The sequence below is a fragment of the Pseudodesulfovibrio karagichevae genome, from assembly GCF_041414475.1.
GTDB lineage: Bacteria > Desulfobacterota > Desulfovibrionia > Desulfovibrionales > Desulfovibrionaceae > Pseudodesulfovibrio > Pseudodesulfovibrio karagichevae.
On record NZ_JBGLYH010000021.1, the window covers coordinates 11,946 to 37,403 of the forward strand.

Sequence of the window (25,458 nt, forward strand, 5' to 3'; positions counted from 1 at the left end):
GGTCTATCTCAAGATGAGCCTTGTGCGGCTCCTACATAATGCCGCCCCAGCGAGATGTCTTGCTGGGTTTTTTTAAGTTCTCAACTGGCGAAGGTGTTACAGTTGCAGAATTTCTTTATTTTAAGTATCCATCCGTCAATGGAAAGCTAATCACCAATCATTCTAGGGGCTAACCAATGAAGAGACTGCTATTCACCGTTCTTATTATTCTGCACATAACTAGCATTGCTCACGCCAGTGCTGTTGAAGACTTAAAGCAAGCGCAAGAAAGCGCATCCCAAGTGGGCGAAACCGCTAGTGAAATCTGGGATTATTCTCGCGAGTATGGACAGGCCATGGATAAGCACATGCAAGATGCTGAAAAAGCAAATATTGCGGCTGGAAGTATGGCACTCATGATGCTTGCATCTCATTTACAGTTTTCAGTTGGGACCATTGAGAAAACAATACTTCTATTTCTAGCCTTCTCCGAAGCACCGGAGAGTGTGCAAGGAAAACAAATCCTATACATTTTAAACTATCAAAAACAATCACTTAAGGGCTATCGGGAACAAATTTCAAATCTTGAAGATAGCTATGAACTGATGGATGAAAAAGGGAGAAAACTGTGCGAGAAAGGGGGCAAACAGTTAGATGGTGCAATCACTGATCTGAATCGTGCATTAGGGTGGAAATAGTTCCAAAAAACAAGCCGCACAAACTGTGAATTGTGCGACTTTTTATATTTAGTTTATTCGTTCAGCATAGGTCCACACCTATGCTGAACGCCTTGCCGTCTAGAGGCCCTTTTTCAATTCAATCCATTTGTCCACATACGGCGGATCGTATTCGGCGAACCGGTCGATGAGTTCGCCGGGGTCGGGGCTGGTCAGGGACATGCGCCGGTGGTCGGCCAGAAGGAAGCCCTCGGCGACCATGCTGTCCATGTGGTCGGTCAGGCAGGCGTAGTACCCGTTCACGTCGAGCAGGCCGCACGGCTTGGCAGGGTAGCCGAGCTGGTTCCAGGTCAAATGTTTGAGAGGCAATCCCGACCATTTGTTTGTGTGGAGCAAAATCAAAAGCAATCAAATGTCCATGTTGAGGATTCGAGCGCACACATAGTGCCGTTTTGGGTGCAAGGGGAGGGTCTGGGGTGGGATGGATATCAAAGGCAGCGGGAATTAGGGTGGTATCCCCATAATTCCTTTTTAGATGAATCCTCCAAGTCTAGATGCTCAGAGTAAAATTTTAAAAAATGGCTGACGAGAGGAATGAGGGCAACGGGATGATCGGGACGTTTTTTTTGCCAATTTGCGCAAGTTGATGGTTAGTCCATCTGATAATCACGTCCTGTCATTACACTATAAGATCGATTGAGGTCGCTGCCGGGACGTCTCCATACGCCTCCTGCGGCGTTGCGGTCTCCTGGCCTCTGTCAGCCTCCGGTGCTGCGGCCTCCGGTGCTGCGGCCTCCTGGCCGCTGTCGGCTTCCGGTGCAGCGGTGGTCTGGGGCTGGCCGGTTTCCGATGCGGCGGCCACGGGTTCGGTCACGGACTGTTTGCCTTCGGCTTCTGGCTGAGCCTCGGGCGCGGCCTTGTCCAAGCTCTTATCCAAGGCTTCCTGGGGCGAGGTTTCGTTCTCCAAAGCCTTCTGGCTTTCAGTGGCCATGGCCTCATCGGCCTTTTTCTCAATGTCTTCCCGGGCTTCTTCGAGTTTTTCGGTGTTGGTGTCCTTCACCTCGTTATCGACTATGGAATTGACAGCTTTAACGGCATCCTTAGCGTAACTCGGGTCACCAGTCAGCTCCACAAGTTTGCGGTATTTGGACAGCACTGCCTGCATTTGGTCGCGAAAGGAATTCTGCAAGGCCAGGCCTGTCTTGAGCCCTGCGATGTAGCGTGATTCCTCCCGGTAGGCGTGGACGAAATGCCCGGCCATTATATTGCTGGAATCCCAAACGGCATTGTGCGTATCAGCAGCTTCAACACTTTTGGTCGTGTCGGCCGCCTGCCGATTCACGCCCCCCAGTTTGAAGAGGGAAGTTGTTTGCTGTGCGCTTTCGATGCCAAATAGATCCATGCTGACCTCCAGGTGACAAACGACATGTTGATCATATCGACATGCGTTCATATATCTTTAGGCCGCCTGAATAAAAAGTTCGATTACAACCCTTTCTTTTTTTCAATCCACTTGTCCACCTGCGGCGGCTCGTAGTCCGCGAACAGGTCGATGAGTTTGCCGGGGTCGGGGCTGGTCAGGACCATGCGCCGGTGGTCGGCCACCAGGAAGCCCTCGCTGACCATACGGTCCATGTGCTCGGTCAGGCAGGCGTAGTAGCCGTTCACGTCGAGCAGGCCGCACGGCTTGGCGTGGTAGCCGAGTTGGTTCCAGGTCAGGACCTCGAAGAATTCCTCCAGGGTGCCGATGCCGCCGGGCAGGGCGATGAACGCGTCCGAGAAGTCGGCCATGAGCTGCTTGCGCTCGTGCATGGAGTTGACCACGTGGGACTCGGTCAGCCCCTGGTGGGCGATTTCCTTCTCCACCAGCCGCTTGGGGATGACCCCGATGACCTCGCCGCCCTCGGCCAGGCAGGTGTCGGCAAGGCGGCCCATGAGCCCGGTGGAGGACCCGCCGTAGACCAGGCCCAGCCCGCGCGCGGCCAGCTCGCGGCCGAGCGCCACGGCGGCGGCCACGTAGGCCGGGTTGTTGCCGGGGTTGGACCCCAGGTAGACGCAGATGCGTTTCAGCTCCCGGGTCATGCGACCGCCTTCATGGCCTTGCGCAGGTCTTCCACGAATTCGTCGACCATCGCCTCGGTGGTGGCCCAGGAGGTCATCCAGCGCACGGTCTGGTCGTGCTCGTTCCAGACGTAGAAGTAGTATTTCTTGAGCAGAATCTCGGTGGCCTCGGGCGGGATGTGGGCGAACAGGGAGTTGCAGTCCACGGTGCCCTTGATGGTCACGCCGTCGATGGCTCCGGCCTTTTCGGCCAGCCGTTTGGCCATGGCGTTGGCTTGCCTGGCGTTGGTCAGCCACAGGTCGTCCTTGAGGTAGGCCTCCAGCTGGGCCGAGACGAAGCGCATCTTGGAGACCAGCTGCATGGCCTGCTTGCGCAGGTAGGGGAATCCCTGGCCGATGTCCGGGTTGAGGAAGATCACGGCCTCGCCCATGAGGCAGCCGTTCTTGGTCCCGCCAAACGAGATGAAGTCCACATCGAGCGCGGTGGTCATGTCGAAGAACGAGCAGTCCAGCGCCGCACAGGCGTTGGCCAGGCGCGCGCCGTCCAGGTGCACCAGCAGGTCGCGGTCGTGGGCGAACTCCACCAGGTCCTCGATCTCCTTGAGGGTGTACAGCTTGCCCACCTCGGTGGGCTGGGTGATGGAGATGACCTTGGGCTGGGAGGCGTGCACGAAGCCGATGTGGCCGAGATAGGGGGCGATCATGCCGGGCGTGAGCTTGCCGTCCGGGGACGGGATGGGCACCAGCTTGATGCCGCCGAAGGCCTCGGGCGCGCCGCACTCGTCGTTGTTGATGTGGGCCTGCTCGGCGCAGAGCACCGAGTTGTAGGTATGGGTCACGGAGCGCAGTCCGAGCACGTTGGCCGCCGTGCCGGTGGTCACGTAGTGGATGCGCGCCTGGGACCCGAAGAATTCCTTGAACACCTCGTCGGTGTGTATGGACAACTCGTCGTCGCCGTAGGACTTGAGGTGGCCGGTGTTGACCCGGACCACGGCCTCCATGACCGCCGGGTGGGCCCCGGAGTTGTTGTCGCTGGCAAAGGATTTCAAATCGCTCATTTCTTGTCGCTCATTTATTGGTCCAGTCCGAGGAAGTCCCGGACCGCGTGGGTTTGTGTCAGGTACTCGGCCAGGGTTGCGTACCCCTTGGCCGCGGGGTGGACATTGTCGTAGTCCTCGAGGGCCGCTTTGTAGGTCCCGGATTCGCGCAGGAAGCCGATCACCGGGACGTGGGGCACGCCGAGCCGTTCGCATACGGACTCGAACCCCAGGGAAAGTTGGATGATGCGGTCGGTCCTGTCCTGGTCGCCCACGGGCATGGGGCCGATGAACAGGGTCGGGCCCAGCGCCTTGGCCTCGGCCAGGATGGCCTCGGCATTGTCGAAGGAGACCTTGGCGGGCACGTCGTTGGAGATGTCGGCCACGCCGAAGGAGAAGACCAGCCGGGAATTTTTGCCGGGCAGGAAGCGGCGCGTGACCTCCTCCTTCCAGCGGTCGCGGATCTTGGTCGTGGTGTTGGCGCGCACGCCGAGGTTGTACCAGGTCAGGTCCTGCCCCTGGCGCATCATGGCGGACGCGAGCCGTCCGGGCCAGCCCAGCCCGGCCTCGTCGCCGCAGCCGAGCGTCAGGGAATCGCCGATGAAAAAGGTGATCATGGTTCCCTCCTATTCCTTGATCCGCGCGGTCGCGGACCTGATGTCGATGGCGTAGGCGGCGGTGATGGCCAGGACCTTTTCGTTGTAGGGCATGGAGCGGCCCGCGTACTTGAGGGTGATCAGGTCGAGGGCGCGCAGCTTCTCGTCGCCGTCAAGCGGGCGCGGGGTGCCGTTGCCCATGACCGAGCGGAAGCGGTAGCCGAGCTCGCAGGCGTTGTCGTCGCTGGTCTTGAGCTCTATGTCCACGGCGGCGGAAAAGGCCATGGCTGCGCCGGAGTCGAGGCAGGCGGCCTTGCGGCCCCGCTTGCCCGAGTGGACGAAGAGGGTATCACCCTGAACCGCGAAATTCACGGGCACGCAGTGCGGGCCTTCGTCGTCGTTCAGGGCCAGCCAGACCACCTCGGCCTTGTCCAGGATGTCGGCCACCACGGCCTTGTCTTCGGTCACGCCTTTGCGCATCGTTTCCTCCGGTCTTTATTAAAAACGACAAACAGTCTAGTAATCACCCATGGACCCGATTGCAACCTCCGCACGTTCCATTTCCGTGATCATCCCGGTGTTCGGCGAGGCCGCGATCATCGACGGCACCGTCCGGCAGGTGCGCGCATCCGCCATGGGCCGCCCGGTGGAGATCGTGGTGGCCGACGGCGGGCCGGGCCACGCGACCCTGAAGGCCCTGCGCGAACCGGACGTCGCCGGAGTGCGCTGCCCGCCGGGCCGGGGCGTCCAGATGAACGCGGGCGCGGCCGTGGCCGGAGGGGACGTCCTGCTCTTCCTGCACGCGGACACCCGGCTGCCCGAGGGGTGGCCCGACGCCGTGGACCGCGCGCTCGACACCGCCTGCGACCTCGCCCGCGATTGCGTCCGGGCCGGGGCCTTTTCCCTGGCCATCGATTCCCCTCGCATCAGTCTGGCCGTGGTCGCCCGCTTCGCCAACCTGCGCTCGCGGATCGAGCGTGTGCCCTACGGCGACCAGGCCCCGTTTTTCGACGCCGGGCTGTTCCGCGAGCTGGGCGGGTTCGCCCCCATCCCGATCATGGAGGACGTGGAACTGTTCCGGCGGCTCAAGCGGCGGGGCGAGCCTGTTGCCATCCTGAAGGAGCGCGTCCTGACCTCCCCCCGGCGGTGGGAGCGGGACGGCGTGGCCCGGCGGACCCTGGGCAACTGGCGGCTGCGGCTGCGCTACGCCATGGGGGCCGCGCCCGAGGATCTGGCCCGCCGCTACCGGCCGGACGGGGAGGCGTGATGCGCGACTGCCTGCTGTTCTTCGTCCGCCATCCCGAGCCGGGGCGGGTCAAGACCCGGCTGGCCGGACCGGCCTCGCCCGAACTGGCGGCCCAATTCTATGCGGCCATGGCCGAGGGCCTGCTCGATCGGCTCGCGGGTGCGATCGACGCGGACCTGCTCGTCTGCTTCACGCCCCCATCCCGCGAAGCGGCCGTGCGCGCTTGGCTCGGAGAGGACCGCCTCTTCCTGGCCCAGCATGGCGCGGACCTGGGCGAGCGCATGGCGAACGGGTTCGCGGAGGCCTTCGCCATTGGCTACGACCGGGTGGTCCTGACCGGCAGCGACATCCCCGGCCTGACCCCCGCCATCGTCCGCTGGGGGCTCGACGCACTCACCCCGGAGCGGGCCGCCCTGGGGCCTGCCGAGGACGGCGGCTACTACCTGGTCGGCTTCCACCGCGACGGGTACGTCCCGGCCCTGTTCGACGAGGCGGGGTGGGGCGGTTCCGGGGTGTACGGGCGGGCGGTGGAGCGGCTGCGCGGGGCGGGCAGGGCTGTGGCCGAGCTCGACCGGCTGGCGGATCTGGATACCGTGGGCGGCTTGCGGACCATGCTCGATTCGCCAGACTGCCCCCTGGCCGGGCGCGCCCTGACCCTGGCCCGAAAAGTGGCCGGGCGCTGACCGGCGCGGAGAATCCACGGCATTTACAGGCGAAAGGCGACGGGTGTTGCCCTTCACGGGGATGCTGGTATACTCGCGCCTGTAATCCCCCAAAGGAGCACCCCATGACCCGACCCGAGGACAGGCCGCTGCCCATCCACTACGTACTCAGTTCCTTCGACAGGTTTTTCCGCCTGGAGGCGGCGGGCGGCATCGCGCTCATGGCCTGCACCATCGCGGCTCTGGTCTGGGCCAACTCGCCGTGGGCCGCGTCCTACGACAGCCTGTGGCAGACCCGGCTGACCGTGGGCGTGGGCGGCTGGGTGTTGTCCAAGCCCGCGCTGCTGTGGATCAACGACGGGCTCATGGCCATCTTCTTCTTTCTGGTGGGTCTGGAGATCAAGCGCGAACTGCTGGTGGGCGGGCTGTCCACCCCGAGCCGGACGATCATGCCCGTGGCCGCGGCCGTGGGCGGCATGATCGTGCCCGCGCTGATCTTCTTCGGCCTGAACGCGGGCCACGAGTCCATCGCGGGCTGGGGCATCCCCATGGCCACGGACATCGCCTTCGCGCTCGGCATCATGTCGCTGCTCGGCAGCCGCGTGCCGGTGGGGCTCAAGATCTTCCTGACCGCCGTGGCCATCGTGGACGACATCGGGGCCATCCTGGTCATCGCCATCTTCTACACCGCCTCCCTGAACCTGACGGCCCTGTTCGTCGGCCTGGCCGGGCTGGCGCTCATGGCCGTGCTCAACCTGCGCTGGCGCATCCGCCACTCCATCCCGTACCTGGTCCTCGGGGTGATCGTCTGGTTCGCCTTCCTCCTGTCCGGCATCCACGCAACCATCGCGGGCGTGCTGGCGGCCATGACCATCCCGGCCGGGACGCGCATGAACTGCGCCACCTTCGTCGCCGAACTGCGCGAGGCCGCCGAGGTCTTCGAGATGGCCATCACGCCGGGCAAGAGCGTGCTGACCAACAGGGAGCAGCAGATGGCCCTGCACGCCATGGAGCACGCCTACGAGGCCGCCACCACGCCGTTGCAGAACATCGAGCACGCCCTGCACCCGTGGGTCTCCTTCTTCATCATGCCGGTCTTCGCCCTGGCCAACGCGGGCGTGCGCCTGGACGCGGAGGTCTTCCGCGAACTGCTCACCCCGGTCTCGCTCGGCGTGTTCGTCGGCCTGGTGGTCGGCAAGCAGATCGGCGTCACCGGGGCGTGCTGGCTGGTCGACAGGCTCGGCCTGGCCGCCTTCCCGGACCGGACCACCCTGGTCCACCTGTGGGGCGCGTCCTGCCTGGCGGGCGTGGGCTTCACCATGTCCATCTTCATCGGCAACCTGGCCTTTGACGAGGGCACCTCCCTGGTGGCCCTGGCCAAAATCGCCATCCTGTTCGCCTCCCTGGTCTCGGGAGCGCTCGGCTTCCTGGTCCTCAAGTACGTGGCTCCGGCAAGTTCGGCGGACGGTCCGGAAACCATCTCCCAGGCGTAGGCCCCGTGCGGACGACGGCAAAGCCCCCGCCGGTCGATGACCGGCGGGGGCTTTTTATTGTCTCGCGCCGCGCGGCTAGCGCACGGTGTAGATGGTCGTGGTCCCGGAGACCTCGTTGCCCACGATCAGCAGGGCGGTTCCGGTGTGGCTCTCGGCGGCGGGCACGAAGTGGATGCCCTCGGGGCCGAGGTCCCCGGCCGTGCCCTTTTCCGGGTCGCCCGAGAAGTCGCGGTCCAGGCGGTAGGTCACGAAAGCGGGAGCCTTGGGGTTGGTGATGTCGAAGACCATAATCCCGCCCATGCGCTCCAGGCCCACGAACACGTAGGTCCGGCCGTCGACCATGCCGACCTCGGCGGACTCGGGTTCGCATCCCTTGTCGTCGGAGCGGTTGTCGAACTTGTTCTCCTCGTTGTTGGAGTTGAACCAGTCGGCGTGGTCGCGGGCCAGGATGCGCTCGAAGATGTCCCCGGAGTCGAAGACCAGCTTGCCGTTCTCGTCCCAGATGGAGAAGGAGCGGCCGCCGAACGCGACGATGCGGTCGTAGTCGCCGTCATGGTCCGTGTCGGACAGGTCCGGGATGGTCTTGAGCCGCCCCAGGGCCTTCTCGTCCTGCAACTTGGCCGCGTCCGGGAACGCCTTGGGATCGAGCTTGGCCTTGGCCAGCCGCTTCTCGTCGGCATAGTCGCCGTACTCGCGGGAGTCGCCCTCGTTGGCGGTGACGAAATAGTTGCGTCCGCCCATGGCGAAGGCGGACAGGCCGTCGGGCATGTAGGCCGAGTATACGGGCCAGTGCTTCAGGTTGACCGTCTTGTCCTTGTCGCTGGCGTCCATGACGAGTTTGGACCAGTCCTTGAGGCCGAGCGGCAGGATCCTGGTCACCTCGGCCCGCGCGAGGTCGACCACGGCCACGCTGTTGTTCTCCTGCAGGGTGACGAAGGCCAACCTGGAGTCCGGGGACACGGCGATGTACTCGGGCTCGAGGTCCTGGGCCACGGTGGAGCCGGGGTGGGAGATGCGCACGCCTTGGGCCCGGAGGCGTTCCTTGAGGGGATTGAAGGCGGTGAACTTGACGCTGTGGTTCACGGCCCCGTCCAGGCCGCCGGAGATGTCGATGACCGAGATCGAGCCTTCGGGGTCCACGGAATAATCATCGTTCGGCTCGCCCTCGCAGGCGGCCAGGATGTACTTGCCGTCGGGCGAGAAGGTGACCATATCGGGCAGGGAGCCCACCTGGAAGGCGGCCAGAACCTTGCCGGTGCGGTCCAACACGACCACGCGGCCGGGGGCCTGCTTGGGATCGGCCTCCACGGCCACGGCTATCAGGCCGTCGTGGTAGGCCACGGAGTTGGCCCCCTTGCCGTATCGGGAAAAGTCGAAGACGGCCTTCTTGAGCGGCTTGCGGATGTCCGTCACGTCGAGCACGTCGATGACGTTCTTGTGGGCGTTGACCACGTAGACCTGTTTGCCCACGGGATCGTAGGCCACGATCTCGGCGGCGGATTCGTTGAAGACGCCGGAGGCGTAGGTCCCGGCGGGTGTGAGTTCGAGTGCGAAGGCGTTGGCGGCCATGAGCAGGACGCTCAAGGCGGCGAAGAGAAGTCGTTGCATTCCATCCTCCTGGGCTGCGCTTGGGTTGGCGGTCGCGGGAGAAGAAGTATAGCACCGTCCGGTGACGGGACGGTGAATCGCGGGTGACGATTACACGGCGGCGGGGCGGCTAGAAGTCGATCAGCCCCAGGGGATCGAGCTCGGAGACCTCCACGCGCACGAAGGTGGCCACGTCGAAGAAGAGGTCCGAGGTGATCTCGGTCAGCCGCCATCGGCTGCCCGTGCCGAAGGAGTTCCACAGTTCGGTCTGGATGCCCTGGCGGACCTTGAAGGACACGGTGTCCACATCGGGGTCCGAGCCTTCCAGGTGGGTCTGCATGAGCGGCACCAGGCCGCAGGTGACGTGCTGCACGTCGATCAGTTCGGGGTCCTTGGTCATGGCTATTTTCCTATGCAGAACGAGTCGAATATGGAGTTGAGCACGTCGTTGGCCGCGATCTCGCCGGTGATGCCGGAGAGCACGTCGCAGGCGGTTTCCAGGCGCACGCTCAGGAGGTCGTAGGGGATTCCGGCGTCGGCGTCGGCGCTCAGGTCGGCCAGCTCAAGGTCGGCCTCGGCCAGCACAGCGGCCTGGCGGGCGTTGGGCGCGATCTCGTCCGGGTCGGGCTGGCCCGCCCCCTTGAGGATGCGCTCGCGGATGCGTGCGGCGAGGGTGTCCAGGCCCGCGCCGGTCTTGGCCGACACGGCCACGGTCTCGAAGCCGAGGGCCTTGAGCTGCGCGCCGTTGGCCTCGTCGAAACCGTCGAGGTCCGCCTTGTTCAGCACGGCCAGCCCCTTGTCCGGGCCGGTGCGCCGGGCGGCGTCCAGGGTGTCGTCGTCCACGGGCGCGGTGCCGTCCAGGAGAATCAGGACCAGGTCGGCCCGGTCCATGAGCTCGCGGCCCATGGTCAGCCCGGCGGCCTCCACGGCGTCGTCTGTGGCCCGCATGCCCGCGGTGTCGGCCAGGCGGATGGACAGCCCGTCCAGGTTCAGGGTCTCCTCCAGGTAGTCGCGGGTGGTGCCGGGCTGGTCCGTGACGATGGCCCGGTTGCGGCCGAGCAGTCCGTTCATCAGGCTCGACTTGCCCGCGTTGACCCGGCCCGCCAGCACGGCCAGGGCCCCCTCGCGCCAGGCGCGGGTACGGTCCACGGCCCGGAGCAGGGCGGCGATCTCGGTGCGCACGGATTCGACGGTGGATATCAGCTCCTCCGGCGAGAGGCATTCCACCTCCTCGTCCGGGAAGTCCACGGCCACGGCCAGTTGGGCGCGCAGCCCTTCGAGCCGGGCGCGCAGGTCCGCGATCTTGCGCCCGAGCAGGCCGGACAGCTTGACCTGGGCCAGGTGCATGGCCGCCTTGGTCGGGGCGTGGATCATCTCGGCCACGGCTTCGGCCTGGGACAGGTCCATGCGCCCGTTCATGAAGGCGCGGTAGGTGAACTCGCCGCGTTCGGCCAGGCGCGCGCCCCGGTTCAGGGCCTCCTGCAGCACCGCGCCGAGCACGGCCCGTCCGCCGTGGCAGTTGAGCTCGACCACGTCCTCGCCGGTGTAGGAGTTGGGGCCGGGCATGTAGGCGCAGAGCACGTCGTCCAGGTCCGCGCCATGCGCGTCGGCCACGCGGCCGTAATGCAGCCGGTAGGGCGTGAAATCGGTGAAGGCCGTGTTGGCCGGGCGGAACAGGGCGCGGGCGATGTCGCGGGCGTGCGAGCCGCTGATGCGGATGATGCCCACGCCGCCGTCGCCGGGCGGGGTGGCGATGGCCGCGATGGTGTCCTTTGCGTGCCTGGGGTTGAGCATGAGGATTCCTTACAGGAGCTTCGGTCGAATGGCAAAGCCGTTTCAGCCAAGAAAAAGGCCGCTCAAACGAGCGGCCTTCACGAAATCACAAGGCTTTCGAGGGTGGGGCGCCTGGGAAAATGTGCAGACGGCCCGCTCTCGGAAGCCGCACCCGCTAGTAGCGGGAGCGGCCGTTGTTCTTGCGGCTCTTCGGGACGATGAGCACGCGTTTCATGGGGCCGTCGCCCTTGGAGCGGGTGAAGACCGTCTCGTTGTCCTGCAGGGCCAGGTGGATGACCCGGCGGTGATAGGAGGACAGGGGCTTGGTGGACTGGGTCCGGCCCAGGCTGTCCGCCTTTTCGGCCAGGTGCCAGGCGATCTGCCTGAGCTTGTCGTCCTGGCGCTCGCGGTAGTCGCCGGTGTCGACCTGGATGCGCACCGAGGCCTCCATCTTGCGGGAGACCAGCCGGTTGACCAGGTACTGGATGGAGGACAGGGTCTGTCCCTCGCGGCCGATGATCAGGCCGGAGTTCTCCTCGTCGTCGATGAACACCTTGACCCGGTCGGACTCCAGGGTGACCTCCACGGTGGTCTCCCCCACGATGGGGGTCAGCAGCTCGCCCATGACCTCGCGTACGGCGTTCTCGAGGAGCGTCGGATCGAACTCGGACATGTCGGTGCGGGGACGCTCCTCGCGGTCTTCACGGTCCTCGCGAGGTTCGCGGGGTTCGCGCGGTTCGCGGACCTCACGCGGTTCGCGTGGCTTGCGCTCGCGGGGCTTGCGCTCCCGGGCCTTTTTCTCGCCCTTGGGCTGACGGGGTTTGCGGTCGCGGGGCTTGCGGGGAGCCTCGTCGGCCGGTTCGGGCCCGGCGACGTTGCCATTGATGTCGTTGTATTCCTCTTCGGGGATGAGGTTGCCGTTGGGCTCCTCGTCCACGACGGTTTCCAAGGACATTTCAACGATCTCGACGTCCTCGACGGTCTCTTCCTCGATCTCCCGGGGGGCCGCCTCGGGCGCCTTGGCCTCGCGCCTGGGCTGGCGCTTGGGCTTGGCGGGCTTGGCCTCGCCGTTGAGGATGTCGGAGGCGTTCACCTGGGCGCGGGGCCGGGCCTGAAGCTTGGCCTTTTTCACGCCCATGATGCCGAAGATGCCGGAAGAGCCCCCGGACAGGATTTCTATTTCCAGGCGTTCGCGCTGCAGATTGAAGTAGTCACATGCGCTTTCGATCGCTTCGTCCAGGTCCTTCCCCTGGAATTCTTTGAAGTCACTCATTCTCGTATCCTTCTCAAGCCGGGGTGATAAAGCCCCCCGGTGGCGTTAGTCGTTGCTCGCGGCGGCCGATACCTTGGATTTCCTGGCGATCATGAGCTGCTGTCCGATGGACAGGAGGTTGTTGAAGAGCCAGTAGATGACCAGGCCGGACGGGAACTGCAGGAACATGAAGGTGAAGATCAGCGGCATGAAGAGCATGATCTTCTGCTGCGTGGGATCGCCTGCGCTCGGGGTCATCCGTTGCTGCAGGAACATGGACGCGCCCATGACGATCGGCGAGATGTAGTACGGGTCCTTGGCGGACAGGTCGGCCAGCCAGGGCAGGTCGGTGAAGGGCAGGTGGGCGATGAACGGGGCGTGCCGCAGTTCCACCGCGCCGAGCAGGGCCTTGTACAGACCGAAGAAGACCGGAATCTGCACGACCATCGGCAGGCAGCCGCCCATTGGATTGACTTTGTACGTCTTGTACAAGGCCATGGTCTCCTGGTTGAGGCGCTGCTTGTCGTCGCCGTACTTCTCGCGCAGCTTGGCGACCATGGGTTGCAGCTTCTTCATCTTTTCCATGGAAGCGTAGCTCCTCTGGGACAGGGGCCAGAAGATCAGCTTGATGATAATGGTCAGGATGATGATGGCCACGCCGTAGTTGCCGATGTAGCTGTAGAAGAAGTTCAGGGCGACCAGCAGCGGTTTGGCCAGGAAGTCGAACCAGCCGAAGTTGACCGCGTCGGACAGGTCGTTGGGCATCTGGGCCAGCATCTTGCGATCCGTGGAACCGATGAAATAGGAGGTCTTCAGGGTCTTGGCCACGTTGGGCATGAAGGTGGCCTTGTCGGTCACGGCCATGCGGAAGATGTCGCCCTGCATGCCTGCGGACAGGGAGGCGTTCTCGGCCTTGGGCATGACCGCGAACAGGAAGTAGTTGGACTCGATGGCCCCCCACTTGAGGTCGGCCGGAGCGGACAGGCCGTCCTTGCGCAGGTCGTCGCGGTCGCTCAGCTCCTTGCGGGTGTCCTTGGTCAGGTAGGCTACGCGGGTCTGGTTGTAGCGGTCGTCCTCGTCGGACATGGACTTGGCCGCGGCGGTGAAGGACAGGGCGCCCTCGGCGCCGGTGCCGCTGAGGTTGGTGACCGTGGCTGCCTCATCGATGAGGTAGGAGTCGGGATGGAAGGTCAGCACCCGCTCGATGCGGTAGCCGTCCACCTGGCCGGAGAAGGTCAGGGTCTTGGTCCCGTCGGCCTCGGTCAGATTCAGGTCGGAGCCGGAAAAGGCCCACTTGCCGTGACGCCAGGTGTGGTATTCCTTGTCGTTCAGGGTCAGGATCAGCCCCAGCGGACCCTTGGCGAAGGCGTCGGGACCCACCAGGTCCACGAACGGGGAGTCCTGCTCGATGGTCTCGCGGTACTTCTTGAGGATGAACTTTTCGAGCACGCCGCCCTGGGAGTTGAACACGGCGGTGTACAGCGGGGTGTCCACCGTGACGGACACGCCGTCGGTGGGCACGAATTCGGAAACGGGAGCAGCTTCCGTGGCGGCTTTGGCTGCATCTTGGGAATTCTGGGTCAGGGCGGCCGTCTTCTGCTCGGCCTCGGCGGCCTTGCGGGCCATTTCCGCTTTTTGTTCCGCCGAGGGACCCGTGATGTACTGCCATCCGAAGAGGACAATGGCACTCAGGACCAGGGCAATTACAAGACGGATTTGCTCCTTCTTCTCCATGGGGTGAATCTCGCTTTGGTTTTGGAATCGGGCCAAACGGCCGGGACGGGGTCAAATCCCCCGCGGCAAAGAGGCTGGCAACGAAGGAGACGCCAAAGCGCAAGAAGGCTCCCCTTGGCGGCTCCATGGCGGGTCAGGGCTTCCTTCGCGTACTCGGAGCACGACGGATAGAACCTGCAGGCCGGGGGCAGCAAGGGGGAGACGAGTTTCTGGTAAAACCAAATGAGCGCCAGAAAAAGTGAGCGCATCATTTCCTCATTTAAGAGGCCGCCGCTTTTGAGCACAGACGGCTCAAAAGCGGGGTAAACTCTTCTGTGGCGAGGGCGAGGGTCAGCTGCTTGGCCTCAAGGTTCCGCTTCGGAACAACGACGATATCCAGAGGCAAATCAAAATCGAATTGATGCAGCCTGAAATACTCGCGCACCACCCTCTTTATACGGTTGCGCGCCACTGCGTGTCCCATCTTCTTACTGACAGTCAACCCCAGGCGGAGAGATCCGTCGGGGTCGCTGCGCTTGAGCATGAACAGGATGAAACTCTTCGTGAAATGCTTCTTGCCCTGCTCGTAACAAGCTGTGAATTGAGGGCTTTTGAGCAGCCGACGCTCCTTGTTCCAAGCTAGACGGCTAATCTCTTACGCCCTTTGGCGCGACGGCGGGCGAGCACCTTGCGGCCGTTTTTGGTGCGGGAACGCACCAGGAAACCGTGGGTTCTTTTGCGACGGCATTTGCTGGGCTGGTAAGTACGTTTCATATCTGTGATCTCCTGAAGAGTAAAATTTGCTGGAAGTTGCGTTGAACGGAAGCATATAACCGTTGGCCCGGAGACCGTCAAGCGGTATTTTAGCCGGTTTTCAGGGACCCTGCTTCCGGCCGGGCGGGTTTTCTGCTACAAGCTTTTTCACTGCTTGGCGAGCGAAAAATCGACTGGTTTCCAAATTGCCGCAGAACACACTATTAATGAATTATATATCGGAGGCGTTATGGACAAGCCCATCGACAACTACTGGACCCTGCATCTGAACGACCTTGCGGAACAACTCGAGAAGAACGGCTTCGACGTGCGCATGGCCGACTCCCTGGACGGCGCGCGCGACCTCGTGATCAACGAGATCCTGCCCGAACTCAAGCCCAGGACCGTGTCCTGGGGCGGGTCGACCACCCTGGCCGCCTCCGGGCTCTACGAATACCTGCGCGACAACCCGGACTATGAGGCCCTGGACACCTGGGACAGCAAGCTCTCGGCCGAGGAGAAGTACGAACTGCGCCGCCGGGCCCTGCTCGTTGACTGCTTCTTCACCGGGACCAACGCCGTGACCGAGGACGGGCACCTGGTCAACCTCGACATGTTCGGCAACCGCGTCGGGGCCATCACCTTCGGCCCGCGCAACGTGGTCCTGCTCATCTGCCGCAACAAGCTCGTGCCCGACCTTGAGCGGGCCATGGAGCGCATCAAGGAATACGTGGCCCCGGTCAACACCATGCGCCTGAACATGAAGACGCCCTGCGTCAAGACCGGCTACTGCATGGACTGCGCCTCCCCGGACCGCATCTGCAACGTCTGGACGATCACCGAAAAATCGTTCCCCAAAGGGCGCATCAAGATCGTTCTCATCAACGCGGACGAAGGCTTCTAGAAGGGGGGCGGGTGCCCCCGGCCCCCCATCCCCTCTTCCTTCCTAAACTTTTTGTGCCGCCTTCGGCGGGGTGTGGTGTGGAAAAGGGTGTTCGTTGTTTGTGCGTTATGGAGTCGGTTGTGAATAAGTTGTTCGTAAGTATGTTCGCAAGTTGTTCGGTGTTTGGAACATTGGCCCGGAGGGCTTGGTGATGGCCGGGAAACATCTTTCCGCAGAGCGCGGCTACCGGCGCATGGTCCGTCCGCGCGAGGGCGAGGTCCGGTTCCAGGTGGCCGTGGAGCAGACCGACCTGCTCGTGGTGGCCGAGCTCGATCTGCGCGACGAGATCGCCGCCTTCGTCTCCAAGGTGCGCGGCGAGATCAAGAACTGGATCCTGTTCCACCCGGAGTTCGCCGAGAGTCTCACGCCCGTGGCCGTGCCGGACACCGCGCCGGACGTCGTCCGGGCCATGGCGGCCGCCGCCGCGTCGTGCGGAGTGGGGCCCATGGCCGCCGTGGCCGGAGCCGTGGCCCAGGCCGTGGGCGAGGCGTTCGCCCCCCGCAGCCCGAACATCCTGGTGGAGAACGGCGGGGACACCTACTTGTGTTCCACGCGCGAGCGGGTGGTGGCCCTGCTGGCCGACCCCGAATCCGGGGCGTCGGTGGGGCTGCGGATCAAGGCCGACGCCTTTCCCGTGGCCCTGTGCGCGTCCAGCGGGACCATCGGTCACTCCCTGAGCCTGGGCAGCGGCGACCTGGTGGCCGTGCGCGCCCGGGACGCCCGGCTGGCCGACGCCGCGGCCACGGCCCTGGGCAACCTGCTGGGTTCCGAAAGGGACATGGACCGGGTGCTCAGGCGCGCCAGGGAACTGGCGGCCCACGGGCTGGACGGGGTCTTCGCCCAGTATGACGCCAAGGTGGCCGCCTGGGGCGATCTGGAACTGGTGGCCCTGGACTAGAGCAGCAGGCCGTATATCCACAGGTCGGTGAGCTTTCCCCACTTGCGGACCACGCCCTGGCGCAGCCCCTCCTGGCGGAAGCCCGTCTTTTCCAGCACCCGGCGCGAGGCCGGGTTCCAGCCGAAACAGGTGGCCGTGAGCTGTTCGATGACCGTGTTGCCGCGCATGTACCGGATCAGTTCCCCCAGGACCTCGGTGGCCAGCCCCTTGCCCCAGTGGGCCGGGCCGAGCCAGTAGCCCACCGTGGCGGTGTGCGACTCCACGTCCGTGCCCCGGATGGTCCCGCAACTGCCCGCCAGCTCCCCGTCGAGGAAGACCGCGAACTGCCACTTGTCCTTGCCCGCGCCGTCCCGCGACCAGTGGACCAGCCGCTCGGCCGCCGCCTCGTCAAAGGGGTGCGGGAATCGGAAGGAGGTGTTCCAGGATATTTCCCTGGTGTTCGCCACGGGCGGGATCAGGGGGATGTCCTCCATCCGCCAGGGGCGCAGATGACAGCGTTCGGTGTTCAGCCGGGTGTCCAGAAAGTCGTTCATGTCGTTTACTCCTGCCTTTGCATGACCGCGGCGAGCATGTCCCGCTCGCGTATGCGGATGATTCGGGTGTCGGCCGCGTCCCGGCCAACGGCCAGGAGTTCCTGATCGGCCAGGCCCTGGATGTACTGTTCGATCCGTTCCGGAGTGGTCACGAAGGTCTCGGCCAGGGTCTTGATCGTGGCGTCGTATTTCAGTTCGAGTTTGTTGCAGGTGGAGAAGAGGTCGAGGATGCGGACCACGCCCAACCCCACGGACGGGGCCTTCATGGCCTTGCGCGTGGTGGACTTGAGGCGGCCCACCAGGACGGTGATGATGGAGGCGATGACCTTGGGGGACTCGCGCATGAATTCGTCCAGGTCGTCGCGGGTGACCACGATGACCTTGGAGTCCTCCAGGGCGATGGCCGTGGCCGTGCGCACGCCGTCGTCCAGGAACAGGGCCATCTCGCCGAAGATGGAAATGGGCTTGAGGATGGCGAAGACCTTCTTGCGGTCCTCGATGGTCTTGGAAATCTCGATCTTGCCCTCGGTCAGGATGTACGCCGCGTCGCCCTTGCTGCCCTCGTTGAAGACCATGTTGTGCTTGAGTACGTTGCGCATCAGGTAGTTCCCGCGCGAAACCTGTTTCAACTGGACGTTCTGCTGGGTGATCATGGCCACGGCTGCGTTCCTCCCTTGCTTCCTGTGTATGCTTCATGCCCGGTGGCCGGCGGCGGTCACAGCCGGACCACCGAATTGCGGCCCGATTCCTTGGCCTTGTAGAGGGCCTCGTCCGCGCGCTTGAGCAGGTCGTTGATGGAATCCTCGGCGGCCAGGGCCGCCACCCCGATGGATACGGTCACGGTCAGGTCCCCGGCGTCGGTGGGGATGGGCCGGGTCGCGGCCATGGCTCGGATGCGCTCGGCCGCCTCCACGGCCTGCCCGGCGCGGGTCTCCACCAGCAGGGCGGCGAATTCCTCCCCGCCCATGCGGGCGAAGACGTCGTTCTGCCGGAAGTCGGCCCGGCAGCGCAGGGCGAAGGTGCGCAGGACCTCGTCCCCGGTGGCGTGACCGTGGGAGTCGTTGACCTCCTTGAAATAGTCGAGGTCGAACATGAGCAGGGCCAGGGGATGGCCGAACCGCTTGGCCCGCGCCAGTTCGTTCTTGGCCCTCTGGAAAAATGCGTGGCGGTTGTGGGCCCCGGTCAGCTGGTCGCGGGTGGCCATGCGTTGCAGGCGGGCCTCCAGACGCCGCTTCTCGGTCACGTCGTGGACGATGGAGTAGTGGAGCTGGCGGTGCCCCAGGGAGACCGGCCCGGTGAAGACCTCCACGTCCCTCCGGGTGCCGTCCTTGAGGGTGTGCACCTGCTTGAAATAGTTGCGCCGCTCCTCGGCCGCCTCCTTGAGCTCCCGGTACATCGCCTCGTCGGACATGCAGTCCAACTGGCTGATGGTCATGGAAACCATCTCCTCGTTGGTGTAGCCGTAGTACTGGCAGGCCGCCGGGTTGACGAACTGGATGGTTGAGTCCTGGGGGTCGTGCAGGATCATGACCGCCTTGTTCTCCTCGAAGAAGGCCCGGTGCAGTTCGTCGCGTTCCTCCATGGCCCGCGCCGCCTTCACCAGGTCCGTGACGTCCTGGAGGATGCCGTTGAAAAACCCGTCGGCATTCAGCCGCCCGGAGAGTTCGGCCCAGATGTGCGCGCCGTCCAGCCGGATCAGTTCGATGCGGAAGCGGTTCACCTCGCCGTCGCTTTGGAGCTTTTCCCACAGGCGTTCCCGGTCCTCCCGGTGGACGTAGTGTTGCAGTATGTTCAGCTTGTCCATCTGCCCGGAGGACTCGTAGCCCATGACGTTGGCGGCGTTCCGGTTGGCCTCGACGATGATCCCTTCGGGGCTGATCAGGAAGATGCCGACCAGGGCGTTCTCGAAGAGCTGGCGGTAGCGCCTCTCGCTCTCGGCCAGGGCCGCCTCCTTGCCCGCGATGTGCCGGAGCATGCCGTTGTGGGCGTCGATGACCTCGCCGATCTCGTCGTCGCTGCGCCAGTCCGCTTCGGTCCAGCGGCCGGTCTCGCCGGTGGTGCGGATGGCCGCGAGCAGGGCCTTGAGCGGGCGGCTCACGGTCCGGTTGAAGGCGTAGACCGCACCGGTCAGGGTGACGGCGATGATCAGCAGGAACTGGAGCATCTGCCACAGGAACTGCTGGCGGAACCGCTTCTCGGCAAAGGTGTGGGTATAGTGGATGGCCAGCCTGCCCATGTCCGCGCGGGTGCCGTCGGGCATGCGCCGGTAGATGTCCCGCCACAGGGTCCTGAGCCCCTCCACCCGGTCCTCGGGAGTGAGGCCGTAGGACAGGAAGAGGCTGCCGTTCTGGTCGTATATCTCGGCCCCGAGCATGGCGGGGTTGCTCGAGATGGTCGCCAGGGCGCTGACCATCTCTTCGGTCTGGTAGTTCCACAGCAGGCCGTCCAGCACGCGGCTGGTGGCCGTGGCGAAGACGCCGACGTCGGTGTCGATCTTGTCCATGATGTCCCGCCGGGTGAAGCGGGCGACCACGAGCATGAGCAGCAGACTGCCCACCAGCAGGGGCGGCAGGATGCGCACCAGGAACTTGAAGATCAGGGACCTGGCGGCCGGCACCCCGGGGGGCCGGGGTTTGTGCTCGGCGGCCTTCTCGGCCTGTTTGTCCGGCGGCGCGGCCATGGGCGGTCGGTCCTTAGGCCAGCTTGCTCTCCACACTGTGGAGCTTCTGGTTCATGCCGTCGCTGCGCCCCTTGCGGGCGTCCACCTTGATGGTCATGTACAGGCGGTCCGAATCCTTCGCCAGTTCGCGGTAGCAGGCGTCGACCACCCCCATGACCTCGGCCCATTCGCCTTCGATGCTGGTGCCCATGGGGCAGAGGCGGTATTTCAGGCCGGAGGCCTTGATGACGTTCAGGGCGCGGGAGACGTAGGCGCTCAGGCCGGAGCCGCCCTTGTCCAGGGGGAATATGGAAAGATCAATGATGACGGCCATGGAAAGGACCTCCTAGAGATTGATGATGCGTCCCTGTTTTAATCGAATAGTAGGCGCAGTGGAAGAATCGAATCAATTATTGTTTGGGCGTGTTCCGATATTTCCGGTCGGGCGCGGGGCGGAAGGGAGCGGGACGGACCGAGCTCGGCTCCAGGGGGGGGGGTTGCCGACCGCCAGCGCCCGTGGGCAGGGCGTTCTGTGATTTTTGTCACTTGTTCTCGGCAGGCCCTAGCGTGCCGATTCGCTTGAAAGTTTTTTAAAGTTGCCTATTGATTTTGTTTGTAAAGCGAGATACGACTTTGTTAATTAATTTTTCCGGGGGGTTATAGCACGAACTCGGAAAAAGAATGTTAATCGTGTCACGTTTTTGTTAATCGTGACAAAGAGACGGTTTAGGTCCGAGTTCGGGCTTGTGCCCGACGGTTATGGGGGGAATAACGGTGTTCTCCCATAACAGACTCATTTTATTACGGAGGTGTTCTATGAAATTTTCCGTAGGTCATGGCAAGGAAGGAGCCGTGGAACGGCTGGAAAAACGCGGCGTCTCTCGTCGTGATTTCATGAAGTTCTGCGGAACCGTGGCCGCAGTGATGGGCATGGGTCCGGCTTTCGCCCCGAAAGTCGCCGAGGCCCTCACCGCTGACAACAGGCCCGACGTGGTCTGGCTGCACAACGCTGAATGTACCGGTTGTTCCGAATCCATCCTGAGGACCGTCGAGCCTTACATCGACGCCCTCATCCTGGACTACATCTCGCTGGACTACCATGAGACCATCATGGCCGCCGCGGGTCATGCCGCAGAGAAGGCTCTGTGGGATACGGTCAACGCCGGTAATTTCGTGGCCGTCATCGAGGGCGGCGTTCCGACCGCTCCGGCCGGTACCGCCAACGAACCCGGCGCGTACGGCAAGGTCGGCGGCCACACCATGCTGGAGACCACCACCAAGGTCGTCAACGCGGCTGCCGCCACCATCACGTACGGCACCTGCGCTTCCTACGGCGGCGTGCAGAAGGCCGCCCCGAACCCGACCGCGGCCAAGGGCGTCGGCGAGCTGTTCCCGGGCAAGGCGTTCATCAACGTCCCCGGCTGCCCGCCCAACCCGTTCTCCCTGGTCGGCACCATCGTGCATTATCTCACCAAGGGTATCCCCGAGCTCGACGACGTCGGGCGTCCGGTTCCCTTCTATGGCGAGACCGTGCACGACAACTGCCCGAGGCAGGTGCATTTCGACGCTGATGAATTCGCGCCTTCCTTCGGTTCCGAAGAAGCCCGCAAGGGCTGGTGTCTGCGTAAGCTCGGTTGTCGTGGTCCCGAGACCTTCAACAACTGCCCCACTGTCAAGTTCAACCAGTACAACTGGCCTGTCCAGGCCGGCCACCCCTGCATCGGCTGCTCGCAGCCCGAGTTCTGGGACGGCGCGGACTGGGATGGCGAAACCTACTTCTACGCCGACCTCACCAATCTCTAATTGGTGGTCGGTACGGGTTTCGTACAACTAACGCAGACAGAATCAGAATTCTTAAGGAGGATACAATATGTCTGGTTGCTCCCCTAAAGCTGCCCCGATGGCGCATGGGAAACACGATGTCGTAGTTGATCCGGTCACCAGGATCGAGGGTCACCTGCGCATTGAGGCCGTGGTCGAAGATGGCAAAATCGTGGACGTCCGCAGCAGCTCCCAGCTGTTCCGCGGTCTCGAGATCATCCTGAAAGGCCGTGATCCCCGCGATGCCCAGCACTTCACCCAGCGCTCCTGCGGCGTCTGCACCTACGTGCACGCGCTCGCTTCCATCCGCTGCGTCGACAACGCCGTCGGCGTTGACAAGGTGCTGCCCCACAACGCCACCATCATCCGCAACCTGGTGATGGCCGCTCAGTTCATGCATGACCACATCGTGCATTTCTATCATCTGCATGCCCTGGACTTCGTCGACGTCACCGGCTGTCTGTCCGCCGACGTCAACAAGACCGCTGAAATCGCCGTCGCCGTCGCCAAGACCGTGCGCCCCGATCCCAAGATCGTCTCCACCAAGGAAGACCTTCAGAAGACCAAGGACACCGTCAAGAGCATCGTCGACTCCGGCCGTCTGGGCATCTTCACCAACGCTTACTTCCTCGGCGGCCACCCGGCTTACGTCCTGCCGCCCGAGGTCAACCTGCTGGCCACCAACCACTACCTGAACGCCCTGCACCTGCAGGTCAAGGCCGCTCGCGCCATGGCGGTGTTCGGTGCCAAGAACCCGCACACCCAGTTCACCGTCATGGGTGGCGTGACCTGCTACGAAGGTCTGACCGACAAGTACATCAACGACTTCCTGGCCCTGTATGCGGACATCAAGGACTTCATCCTCGATTGCTACATCCCGGACCTCATCGCCGTTGCCAGCTACTACAAGGACTGGGCCTCCATCGGCGGCACCACCAACTTCATGAGCTTCGGCGAATACCCGGCTCAGGGCGGCGAAGCCGATCTTAACTCCCGGTACATCAAGCCCGGCGTCATCTTCGATCGCAAGATCACCGACGTGAAAGCGTTTGATCCGACCAAGATCGAAGAGCACGTCAAGCACTCCTGGTACAAGGACAGCTCTCCGAAGCATCCCTACAACGGCGTCACCGATCCCATGTACACCAGCCTGGACGACAAGGCGAAGTACTCCTGGATGAAGGCCCCCCGCTACGACGGCAAGTCCACCGAAGTGGGCCCGCTGGCCACCTGTCTGGTCAACTACGGCCTGGGTCACCCCGAGTTCGTCAAGTACGTCAACTTCGTGCTCGGCAAACTGGAAGTCGGCCCCGAGGCCCTGTTCTCCACCCTGGGCCGCACCGGCGCCCGTGGTATCGAGTGCCTGATCACCTGCCTGAAGACCGAAGACATGGTCAACGATCTGAAGGAAAACATCGCCAAGGGCGACCTCGACATCTGCAAGGATTGGGATATGCCCTCCGAGGCGCAGGGCGTCGGTTTCGTCAACGCCCCCCGCGGCGGTCTGAGCCACTGGATCGACATCAAGGGCGGCAAGATCGACAACTTCCAGCTCGTGGTCCCGTCCACCTGGAACCTCGGTCCCCGTTGTGACAACAACCTGCCCGGCCCGACCGAAGAGGCCCTGCTGGACAACACCCCGATCGCCGATCCGGAACGCCCGGTCGAGATCCTGCGTACCGTCCACTCCTATGACCCCTGCATCGCCTGCGGCGTGCACGTCATCGACAACAAGACCGGTAACGTCAAAAAGTTCCGCGTCCTGTAGTCAAGGCAGGCGCTTACGCGCTGAAAAACAGAGGCCCGGCATATGCCGGGCCTCTTTTTTTAGTGCCTGCGGCGGCTTCGGATAGCCCACTCTGCAAAGCCTCGATTCGTGCGTGCGTGGGAGTGGATGGTTGCGGGTGTGGTGGGGGAAGGGTGCGCGGTGAGGCGGGGCGGTTTGACCTTTCGGGGGTTGTTGGCTACGGATTCGAGATGCGGAGAGAAGAGGAAAGAACGGGCCTTGTCGGGCGCGGGGCGCGGTATGTGAAGGCCGCGCCGTGGCCGTATGTGACCGGAGGCGGGGCGCTGTTGGCGGCCTTCGTGTTGAAGGGGGCCGGGGCGGCGCAGTGGGCCTCCGGGGACGTGTCCGGGGGCGCGGTGTTGTGCTGGTGGGGCGTCTGCTGGCTGGTGGTCGCCTTTTTCGCCATGGCCGACGGCGTGTCGCGGCATCGCGAGTACCGGCGGATCAAGGCCATGCTGCTCAAGTACGGGTTCAGCGAGCGCATCCTGAGGCCCCTGGCGCGGTCGCGCTGCCAGCGGGACGCTGCCCTGCACGCCGCCCGCGAGACCGGGCATCTGGATCGCGCCCGCGCCTACTTCCACGGGCTCGGCTACCGCTGGTACCACATCCTGCCCGACCTCGTGGTCCGCAACCCGCTGGCTTTCGCCAGTCCGACCTTTCTGCGCTCCTCGTTCCTGCCCGGAAAGAAGCAGCGGGCCTGACACGACCCGCATCGGAGATACCATGGGATACGTCTACCTGGCACTGGCCGTTGCCTGTGAAGTCATCGGCACCACGGCCCTCAAATCGAGCAATGGCTTTACCCGGCTCGGACCGAGCCTGGTGGTGGTCTTCGGATACGGCCTGTCCTTCTACCTCTTCGCCCAGGTCCTCAAGACCATCCCCATGGGCGTGGCCTACGCCATCTGGGCGGGACTCGGCATCGTGCTCATCTCCCTGGCCGGGGTGATCATCCACAAACAGTCCCTGGACCTCCCGGCCATGCTCGGCATGGGCCTCATCGTGGCCGGGGTGGCGGTCATCAACCTCTTCTCCAGGACCGTGGTCCGCTGATCCCCGCGCCCGTCGTGCAATGAAAAAAGCCCGGAACGCATTGCGTTCCGGGCCTCTTGCCGTCATGTCGGGATGGCTAGAGCATCTCGTGTTGATACTGCTCGCCGCCCAGGAGTTCGACCATGTCGCGCAGGATTTTCAGGGTCTCCTGGGCTTCCTTGGGATCAAGCTTGCGCAGGGCGAAACCGGCGTGAATGATGATGTAGTCGCCGATGGCCACTTCCTCGTCCATGAGCATGATGGAAGCCTGGACCGTGGTGTCGCCTTCGCCCACCTTGCAGGTGGCGACGCCGTCACTGATTTCAAGAATTTCTGCTGGTATCGCGAGGCACATAGATCTTCTCCGTTGCGGGGTTCTTGTCGGTCCGAAGGGTGTGGGAGCCCCCGGCGGCCTCCACTTCCTCGAGGACCAGGGCTTCCATTTGCGGCAGCCGGGCCTCGAGTTCCGGGGACAGGGCGGCGGACATGTCCTTGTAGTTGACCGGTTCGATGCCGAACAGGACCACGTCGTCCGGCACGTTGCCGATGATGCTACACTGGGCCAGCGTATCGAGCAAGTCGGTCTGGTGCAGGGAATTCTTGAAGGCGCACGCCTTGTTCAGGTCCTCGCCCAGCAGGCGGAAGATCTCGCCCGGTTCGCCTTCGTTGAGGACGATGTCCACGATGATCAGATAGTCCGACTCCATGATCGGGCCCATCAGCTTCAGGCCCAGGGTGCCGCCGTCGAGCACGGTGACGTTGTCGGAAAATACGTATTTCTGCTCGAGTTCCTCGGCCACCCGGACGCCGAATCCTTCGTCGGTGAACAGGATGTTGCCGACGCCCAGGATGAGAATGCGTTTATCTTTTTCAGGCATGGCTTTCACTTAGTAGAGAGCCAAGGTTTTCGCAAGGTCTAAAACGGAAATCCGTGCCCGGAACAGGGGTGCGCCGGCC

At 63.6% G+C, this 25,458-nt stretch carries 30 protein-coding genes; 10 read left to right on the plus strand and 20 right to left on the minus strand.

The genetic code is table 11. The features are described from left to right. The first annotated feature begins 176 nt into the window (after window positions 1–176). Entirely contained in the window at window positions 177–677 is a 501-nt protein-coding gene (locus AB6M95_RS09050) for a flagellar hook assembly protein FlgD (protein ID WP_371386414.1), read from the plus strand. A 99-nt stretch (window positions 678–776) separates the two neighbouring features. Here the strand turns inward: AB6M95_RS09050 and AB6M95_RS09055 are convergent, their stop codons facing one another. From AB6M95_RS09055 to AB6M95_RS09080, 6 genes are all read right to left on the minus strand, one after another. After that, window positions 777–1,010, minus strand: coding sequence for an LOG family protein (locus AB6M95_RS09055; protein ID WP_371386415.1), 234 nt, complete (start codon window positions 1,008–1,010; stop codon window positions 777–779). 325 nt (window positions 1,011–1,335) lie between these two features. Beyond that, window positions 1,336–2,058, minus strand: coding sequence for a hypothetical protein (locus AB6M95_RS09060; RefSeq protein ID WP_371386416.1), 723 nt, complete (start codon window positions 2,056–2,058; stop codon window positions 1,336–1,338). A gap of 83 nt (window positions 2,059–2,141) precedes the next feature. Further along, a complete protein-coding gene (locus AB6M95_RS09065; protein ID WP_371386417.1) occupies window positions 2,142–2,738 on the minus strand; it encodes an LOG family protein in 597 nt (198 codons plus the stop codon). Continuing rightward, window positions 2,735–3,775, minus strand: a complete 1,041-nt coding sequence (locus tag AB6M95_RS09070; protein ID WP_371386418.1) for a threonine aldolase family protein — start codon at window positions 3,773–3,775, stop codon at window positions 2,735–2,737. The genes AB6M95_RS09065 and AB6M95_RS09070 overlap by 4 nt, the downstream gene beginning before the upstream one ends. 14 nt (window positions 3,776–3,789) lie before the next feature. Then, window positions 3,790–4,371, minus strand: coding sequence for a GDSL-type esterase/lipase family protein (locus AB6M95_RS09075; protein ID WP_371386419.1), 582 nt, complete (start codon window positions 4,369–4,371; stop codon window positions 3,790–3,792). Between the two features lie 9 nt (window positions 4,372–4,380). Further along, window positions 4,381–4,830, minus strand: a complete 450-nt coding sequence (locus tag AB6M95_RS09080) for a pyridoxamine 5'-phosphate oxidase family protein (protein ID WP_371386420.1) — start codon at window positions 4,828–4,830, stop codon at window positions 4,381–4,383. Window positions 4,831–4,879: 49 nt separating this feature from the next. Between AB6M95_RS09080 and AB6M95_RS09085 the strand changes: the two genes are divergently transcribed. From AB6M95_RS09085 to nhaA, 3 genes are all read left to right on the plus strand, one after another. Beyond that, on the plus strand, window positions 4,880–5,617 hold the full coding sequence (locus AB6M95_RS09085) for a TIGR04283 family arsenosugar biosynthesis glycosyltransferase (protein ID WP_371386421.1): 738 nt from the start codon (window positions 4,880–4,882) through the stop codon (window positions 5,615–5,617). Beyond that, window positions 5,617–6,279, plus strand: a complete 663-nt coding sequence (locus tag AB6M95_RS09090; protein WP_371386422.1) for a TIGR04282 family arsenosugar biosynthesis glycosyltransferase — start codon at window positions 5,617–5,619, stop codon at window positions 6,277–6,279. Before AB6M95_RS09085 ends, AB6M95_RS09090 begins: the two co-directional genes overlap by 1 nt. A gap of 104 nt (window positions 6,280–6,383) precedes the next feature. Then, window positions 6,384–7,751, plus strand: a complete 1,368-nt coding sequence (nhaA, locus tag AB6M95_RS09095; RefSeq protein ID WP_371386423.1) for a Na+/H+ antiporter NhaA — start codon at window positions 6,384–6,386, stop codon at window positions 7,749–7,751. 75 nt (window positions 7,752–7,826) lie between these two features. Here nhaA and AB6M95_RS09100 read toward each other — a convergent pair whose 3' ends face one another. The 8 genes from AB6M95_RS09100 to rpmH form a co-directional block, all read right to left on the minus strand. Continuing rightward, entirely contained in the window at window positions 7,827–9,359 is a 1,533-nt protein-coding gene (locus AB6M95_RS09100; protein ID WP_371386424.1) for a choice-of-anchor I family protein, read from the minus strand. Between the two features lie 109 nt (window positions 9,360–9,468). Beyond that, a complete protein-coding gene (locus tag AB6M95_RS09105) occupies window positions 9,469–9,738 on the minus strand; it encodes a hypothetical protein (protein WP_371386425.1) in 270 nt (89 codons plus the stop codon). A 2-nt stretch (window positions 9,739–9,740) separates the two neighbouring features. After that, window positions 9,741–11,132 carry a tRNA uridine-5-carboxymethylaminomethyl(34) synthesis GTPase MnmE gene (gene mnmE, locus AB6M95_RS09110; RefSeq protein ID WP_371386426.1) on the minus strand — a complete coding sequence of 464 codons (1,392 nt, stop codon included), beginning with the start codon at window positions 11,130–11,132 and terminating at the stop codon, window positions 9,741–9,743. A gap of 154 nt (window positions 11,133–11,286) precedes the next feature. Next, window positions 11,287–12,384: a Jag family protein gene (locus AB6M95_RS09115; RefSeq protein ID WP_371386427.1), complete on the minus strand. Its 1,098-nt coding sequence runs from the start codon at window positions 12,382–12,384 to the stop codon at window positions 11,287–11,289. 45 nt (window positions 12,385–12,429) lie between these two features. Next, the gene (yidC, locus tag AB6M95_RS09120; RefSeq protein ID WP_371386428.1) at window positions 12,430–14,097 is read right to left on the minus strand and encodes a membrane protein insertase YidC; all 1,668 of its coding nucleotides are present in this window, start codon (window positions 14,095–14,097) and stop codon (window positions 12,430–12,432) included. Further along, window positions 14,067–14,348 carry a membrane protein insertion efficiency factor YidD gene (yidD, locus tag AB6M95_RS09125; protein WP_371386459.1) on the minus strand — a complete coding sequence of 94 codons (282 nt, stop codon included), beginning with the start codon at window positions 14,346–14,348 and terminating at the stop codon, window positions 14,067–14,069. Before yidD ends, yidC begins: the two co-directional genes overlap by 31 nt. 8 nt (window positions 14,349–14,356) lie before the next feature. Continuing rightward, window positions 14,357–14,728 carry a ribonuclease P protein component gene (rnpA, locus tag AB6M95_RS09130; RefSeq protein WP_371386460.1) on the minus strand — a complete coding sequence of 124 codons (372 nt, stop codon included), beginning with the start codon at window positions 14,726–14,728 and terminating at the stop codon, window positions 14,357–14,359. Next, window positions 14,716–14,850: a 50S ribosomal protein L34 gene (gene rpmH, locus AB6M95_RS09135; RefSeq protein ID WP_071546398.1), complete on the minus strand. Its 135-nt coding sequence runs from the start codon at window positions 14,848–14,850 to the stop codon at window positions 14,716–14,718. The genes rnpA and rpmH overlap by 13 nt, the downstream gene beginning before the upstream one ends. A gap of 229 nt (window positions 14,851–15,079) precedes the next feature. On the opposite strand from rpmH, the gene AB6M95_RS09140 reads away from it, so the two are divergent. After that, on the plus strand, window positions 15,080–15,733 hold the full coding sequence (locus tag AB6M95_RS09140) for a lactate utilization protein (RefSeq protein ID WP_371386429.1): 654 nt from the start codon (window positions 15,080–15,082) through the stop codon (window positions 15,731–15,733). Window positions 15,734–15,923: 190 nt separating this feature from the next. Then, window positions 15,924–16,670, plus strand: a complete 747-nt coding sequence (locus AB6M95_RS09145; RefSeq protein WP_371386430.1) for a UPF0280 family protein — start codon at window positions 15,924–15,926, stop codon at window positions 16,668–16,670. Here AB6M95_RS09145 and AB6M95_RS09150 read toward each other — a convergent pair. The 4 genes from AB6M95_RS09150 to AB6M95_RS09165 form a co-directional block, all read right to left on the minus strand. Continuing rightward, window positions 16,667–17,203 carry a GNAT family N-acetyltransferase gene (locus tag AB6M95_RS09150; RefSeq protein ID WP_371386431.1) on the minus strand — a complete coding sequence of 179 codons (537 nt, stop codon included), beginning with the start codon at window positions 17,201–17,203 and terminating at the stop codon, window positions 16,667–16,669. The genes AB6M95_RS09145 and AB6M95_RS09150 overlap by 4 nt on opposite strands. Before the next feature lie 5 nt (window positions 17,204–17,208). Next, a complete protein-coding gene (locus AB6M95_RS09155) occupies window positions 17,209–17,856 on the minus strand; it encodes a Crp/Fnr family transcriptional regulator (RefSeq protein ID WP_371386461.1) in 648 nt (215 codons plus the stop codon). Between the two features lie 62 nt (window positions 17,857–17,918). Further along, entirely contained in the window at window positions 17,919–19,883 is a 1,965-nt protein-coding gene (locus AB6M95_RS09160; RefSeq protein WP_371386432.1) for a diguanylate cyclase, read from the minus strand. A 13-nt stretch (window positions 19,884–19,896) separates the two neighbouring features. Continuing rightward, a complete protein-coding gene (locus tag AB6M95_RS09165; protein ID WP_371386433.1) occupies window positions 19,897–20,196 on the minus strand; it encodes an MTH1187 family thiamine-binding protein in 300 nt (99 codons plus the stop codon). Window positions 20,197–20,678: 482 nt separating this feature from the next. Here AB6M95_RS09165 and AB6M95_RS09170 point away from each other — a divergent pair, with 482 nt between their 5' ends. From AB6M95_RS09170 to AB6M95_RS09185, 4 genes are all read left to right on the plus strand, one after another. Then, window positions 20,679–21,665 (plus strand): hydrogenase small subunit, encoded by a 987-nt coding sequence (locus tag AB6M95_RS09170; RefSeq protein WP_371386434.1) that lies wholly within the window; start codon window positions 20,679–20,681, stop codon window positions 21,663–21,665. A 67-nt stretch (window positions 21,666–21,732) separates the two neighbouring features. Further along, the gene (locus tag AB6M95_RS09175) at window positions 21,733–23,451 is read left to right on the plus strand and encodes a nickel-dependent hydrogenase large subunit (protein ID WP_371386435.1); all 1,719 of its coding nucleotides are present in this window, start codon (window positions 21,733–21,735) and stop codon (window positions 23,449–23,451) included. 305 nt (window positions 23,452–23,756) lie between these two features. Then, window positions 23,757–24,170 carry a hypothetical protein gene (locus AB6M95_RS09180; protein ID WP_371386436.1) on the plus strand — a complete coding sequence of 138 codons (414 nt, stop codon included), beginning with the start codon at window positions 23,757–23,759 and terminating at the stop codon, window positions 24,168–24,170. A gap of 22 nt (window positions 24,171–24,192) precedes the next feature. After that, entirely contained in the window at window positions 24,193–24,522 is a 330-nt protein-coding gene (locus tag AB6M95_RS09185) for a DMT family transporter (RefSeq protein WP_371386437.1), read from the plus strand. A 76-nt stretch (window positions 24,523–24,598) separates the two neighbouring features. On the opposite strand, the gene AB6M95_RS09190 is transcribed toward AB6M95_RS09185, so the two are convergent. Beyond that, window positions 24,599–24,856 carry a HypC/HybG/HupF family hydrogenase formation chaperone gene (locus AB6M95_RS09190; RefSeq protein WP_371386438.1) on the minus strand — a complete coding sequence of 86 codons (258 nt, stop codon included), beginning with the start codon at window positions 24,854–24,856 and terminating at the stop codon, window positions 24,599–24,601. Further along, the gene (locus AB6M95_RS09195) at window positions 24,825–25,379 is read right to left on the minus strand and encodes a HyaD/HybD family hydrogenase maturation endopeptidase (protein ID WP_371386439.1); all 555 of its coding nucleotides are present in this window, start codon (window positions 25,377–25,379) and stop codon (window positions 24,825–24,827) included. Before AB6M95_RS09195 ends, AB6M95_RS09190 begins: the two co-directional genes overlap by 32 nt. Window positions 25,380–25,458: the final 79 nt, after the last annotated feature.

Excerpts from the sequence above, each read along its gene's own strand:
- AB6M95_RS09050 (WP_371386414.1), top strand. The coding sequence starts at position 177 with ATGAAGAGACTGCTATTCACCGTTCTTATTATTCTGCACATAACTAGC.
- AB6M95_RS09060 (WP_371386416.1), bottom strand. The coding sequence starts at position 2,058 with ATGGATCTATTTGGCATCGAAAGCGCACAGCAAACAACTTCCCTCTTC.
- AB6M95_RS09065 (WP_371386417.1), bottom strand. The coding sequence starts at position 2,738 with ATGACCCGGGAGCTGAAACGCATCTGCGTCTACCTGGGGTCCAACCCC.
- AB6M95_RS09070 (WP_371386418.1), bottom strand. The coding sequence starts at position 3,775 with ATGAGCGATTTGAAATCCTTTGCCAGCGACAACAACTCCGGGGCCCAC.
- AB6M95_RS09075 (WP_371386419.1), bottom strand. The coding sequence starts at position 4,371 with ATGATCACCTTTTTCATCGGCGATTCCCTGACGCTCGGCTGCGGCGAC.
- AB6M95_RS09080 (WP_371386420.1), bottom strand. The coding sequence starts at position 4,830 with ATGCGCAAAGGCGTGACCGAAGACAAGGCCGTGGTGGCCGACATCCTG.
- AB6M95_RS09085 (WP_371386421.1), top strand. The coding sequence starts at position 4,880 with ATGGACCCGATTGCAACCTCCGCACGTTCCATTTCCGTGATCATCCCG.
- AB6M95_RS09090 (WP_371386422.1), top strand. The coding sequence starts at position 5,617 with ATGCGCGACTGCCTGCTGTTCTTCGTCCGCCATCCCGAGCCGGGGCGG.
- nhaA (WP_371386423.1), top strand. The coding sequence starts at position 6,384 with ATGACCCGACCCGAGGACAGGCCGCTGCCCATCCACTACGTACTCAGT.
- AB6M95_RS09100 (WP_371386424.1), bottom strand. The coding sequence starts at position 9,359 with ATGCAACGACTTCTCTTCGCCGCCTTGAGCGTCCTGCTCATGGCCGCC.
- AB6M95_RS09105 (WP_371386425.1), bottom strand. The coding sequence starts at position 9,738 with ATGACCAAGGACCCCGAACTGATCGACGTGCAGCACGTCACCTGCGGC.
- mnmE (WP_371386426.1), bottom strand. The coding sequence starts at position 11,132 with ATGCTCAACCCCAGGCACGCAAAGGACACCATCGCGGCCATCGCCACC.
- AB6M95_RS09115 (WP_371386427.1), bottom strand. The coding sequence starts at position 12,384 with ATGAGTGACTTCAAAGAATTCCAGGGGAAGGACCTGGACGAAGCGATC.
- yidC (WP_371386428.1), bottom strand. The coding sequence starts at position 14,097 with ATGGAGAAGAAGGAGCAAATCCGTCTTGTAATTGCCCTGGTCCTGAGT.
- yidD (WP_371386459.1), bottom strand. The coding sequence starts at position 14,348 with ATGATGCGCTCACTTTTTCTGGCGCTCATTTGGTTTTACCAGAAACTC.
- rpmH (WP_071546398.1), bottom strand. The coding sequence starts at position 14,850 with ATGAAACGTACTTACCAGCCCAGCAAATGCCGTCGCAAAAGAACCCAC.
- AB6M95_RS09140 (WP_371386429.1), top strand. The coding sequence starts at position 15,080 with ATGGACAAGCCCATCGACAACTACTGGACCCTGCATCTGAACGACCTT.
- AB6M95_RS09145 (WP_371386430.1), top strand. The coding sequence starts at position 15,924 with ATGGCCGGGAAACATCTTTCCGCAGAGCGCGGCTACCGGCGCATGGTC.
- AB6M95_RS09150 (WP_371386431.1), bottom strand. The coding sequence starts at position 17,203 with ATGAACGACTTTCTGGACACCCGGCTGAACACCGAACGCTGTCATCTG.
- AB6M95_RS09155 (WP_371386461.1), bottom strand. The coding sequence starts at position 17,856 with ATGATCACCCAGCAGAACGTCCAGTTGAAACAGGTTTCGCGCGGGAAC.
- AB6M95_RS09160 (WP_371386432.1), bottom strand. The coding sequence starts at position 19,883 with ATGGCCGCGCCGCCGGACAAACAGGCCGAGAAGGCCGCCGAGCACAAA.
- AB6M95_RS09165 (WP_371386433.1), bottom strand. The coding sequence starts at position 20,196 with ATGGCCGTCATCATTGATCTTTCCATATTCCCCCTGGACAAGGGCGGC.
- AB6M95_RS09170 (WP_371386434.1), top strand. The coding sequence starts at position 20,679 with ATGAAATTTTCCGTAGGTCATGGCAAGGAAGGAGCCGTGGAACGGCTG.
- AB6M95_RS09175 (WP_371386435.1), top strand. The coding sequence starts at position 21,733 with ATGTCTGGTTGCTCCCCTAAAGCTGCCCCGATGGCGCATGGGAAACAC.
- AB6M95_RS09185 (WP_371386437.1), top strand. The coding sequence starts at position 24,193 with ATGGGATACGTCTACCTGGCACTGGCCGTTGCCTGTGAAGTCATCGGC.
- AB6M95_RS09190 (WP_371386438.1), bottom strand. The coding sequence starts at position 24,856 with ATGTGCCTCGCGATACCAGCAGAAATTCTTGAAATCAGTGACGGCGTC.
- AB6M95_RS09195 (WP_371386439.1), bottom strand. The coding sequence starts at position 25,379 with ATGCCTGAAAAAGATAAACGCATTCTCATCCTGGGCGTCGGCAACATC.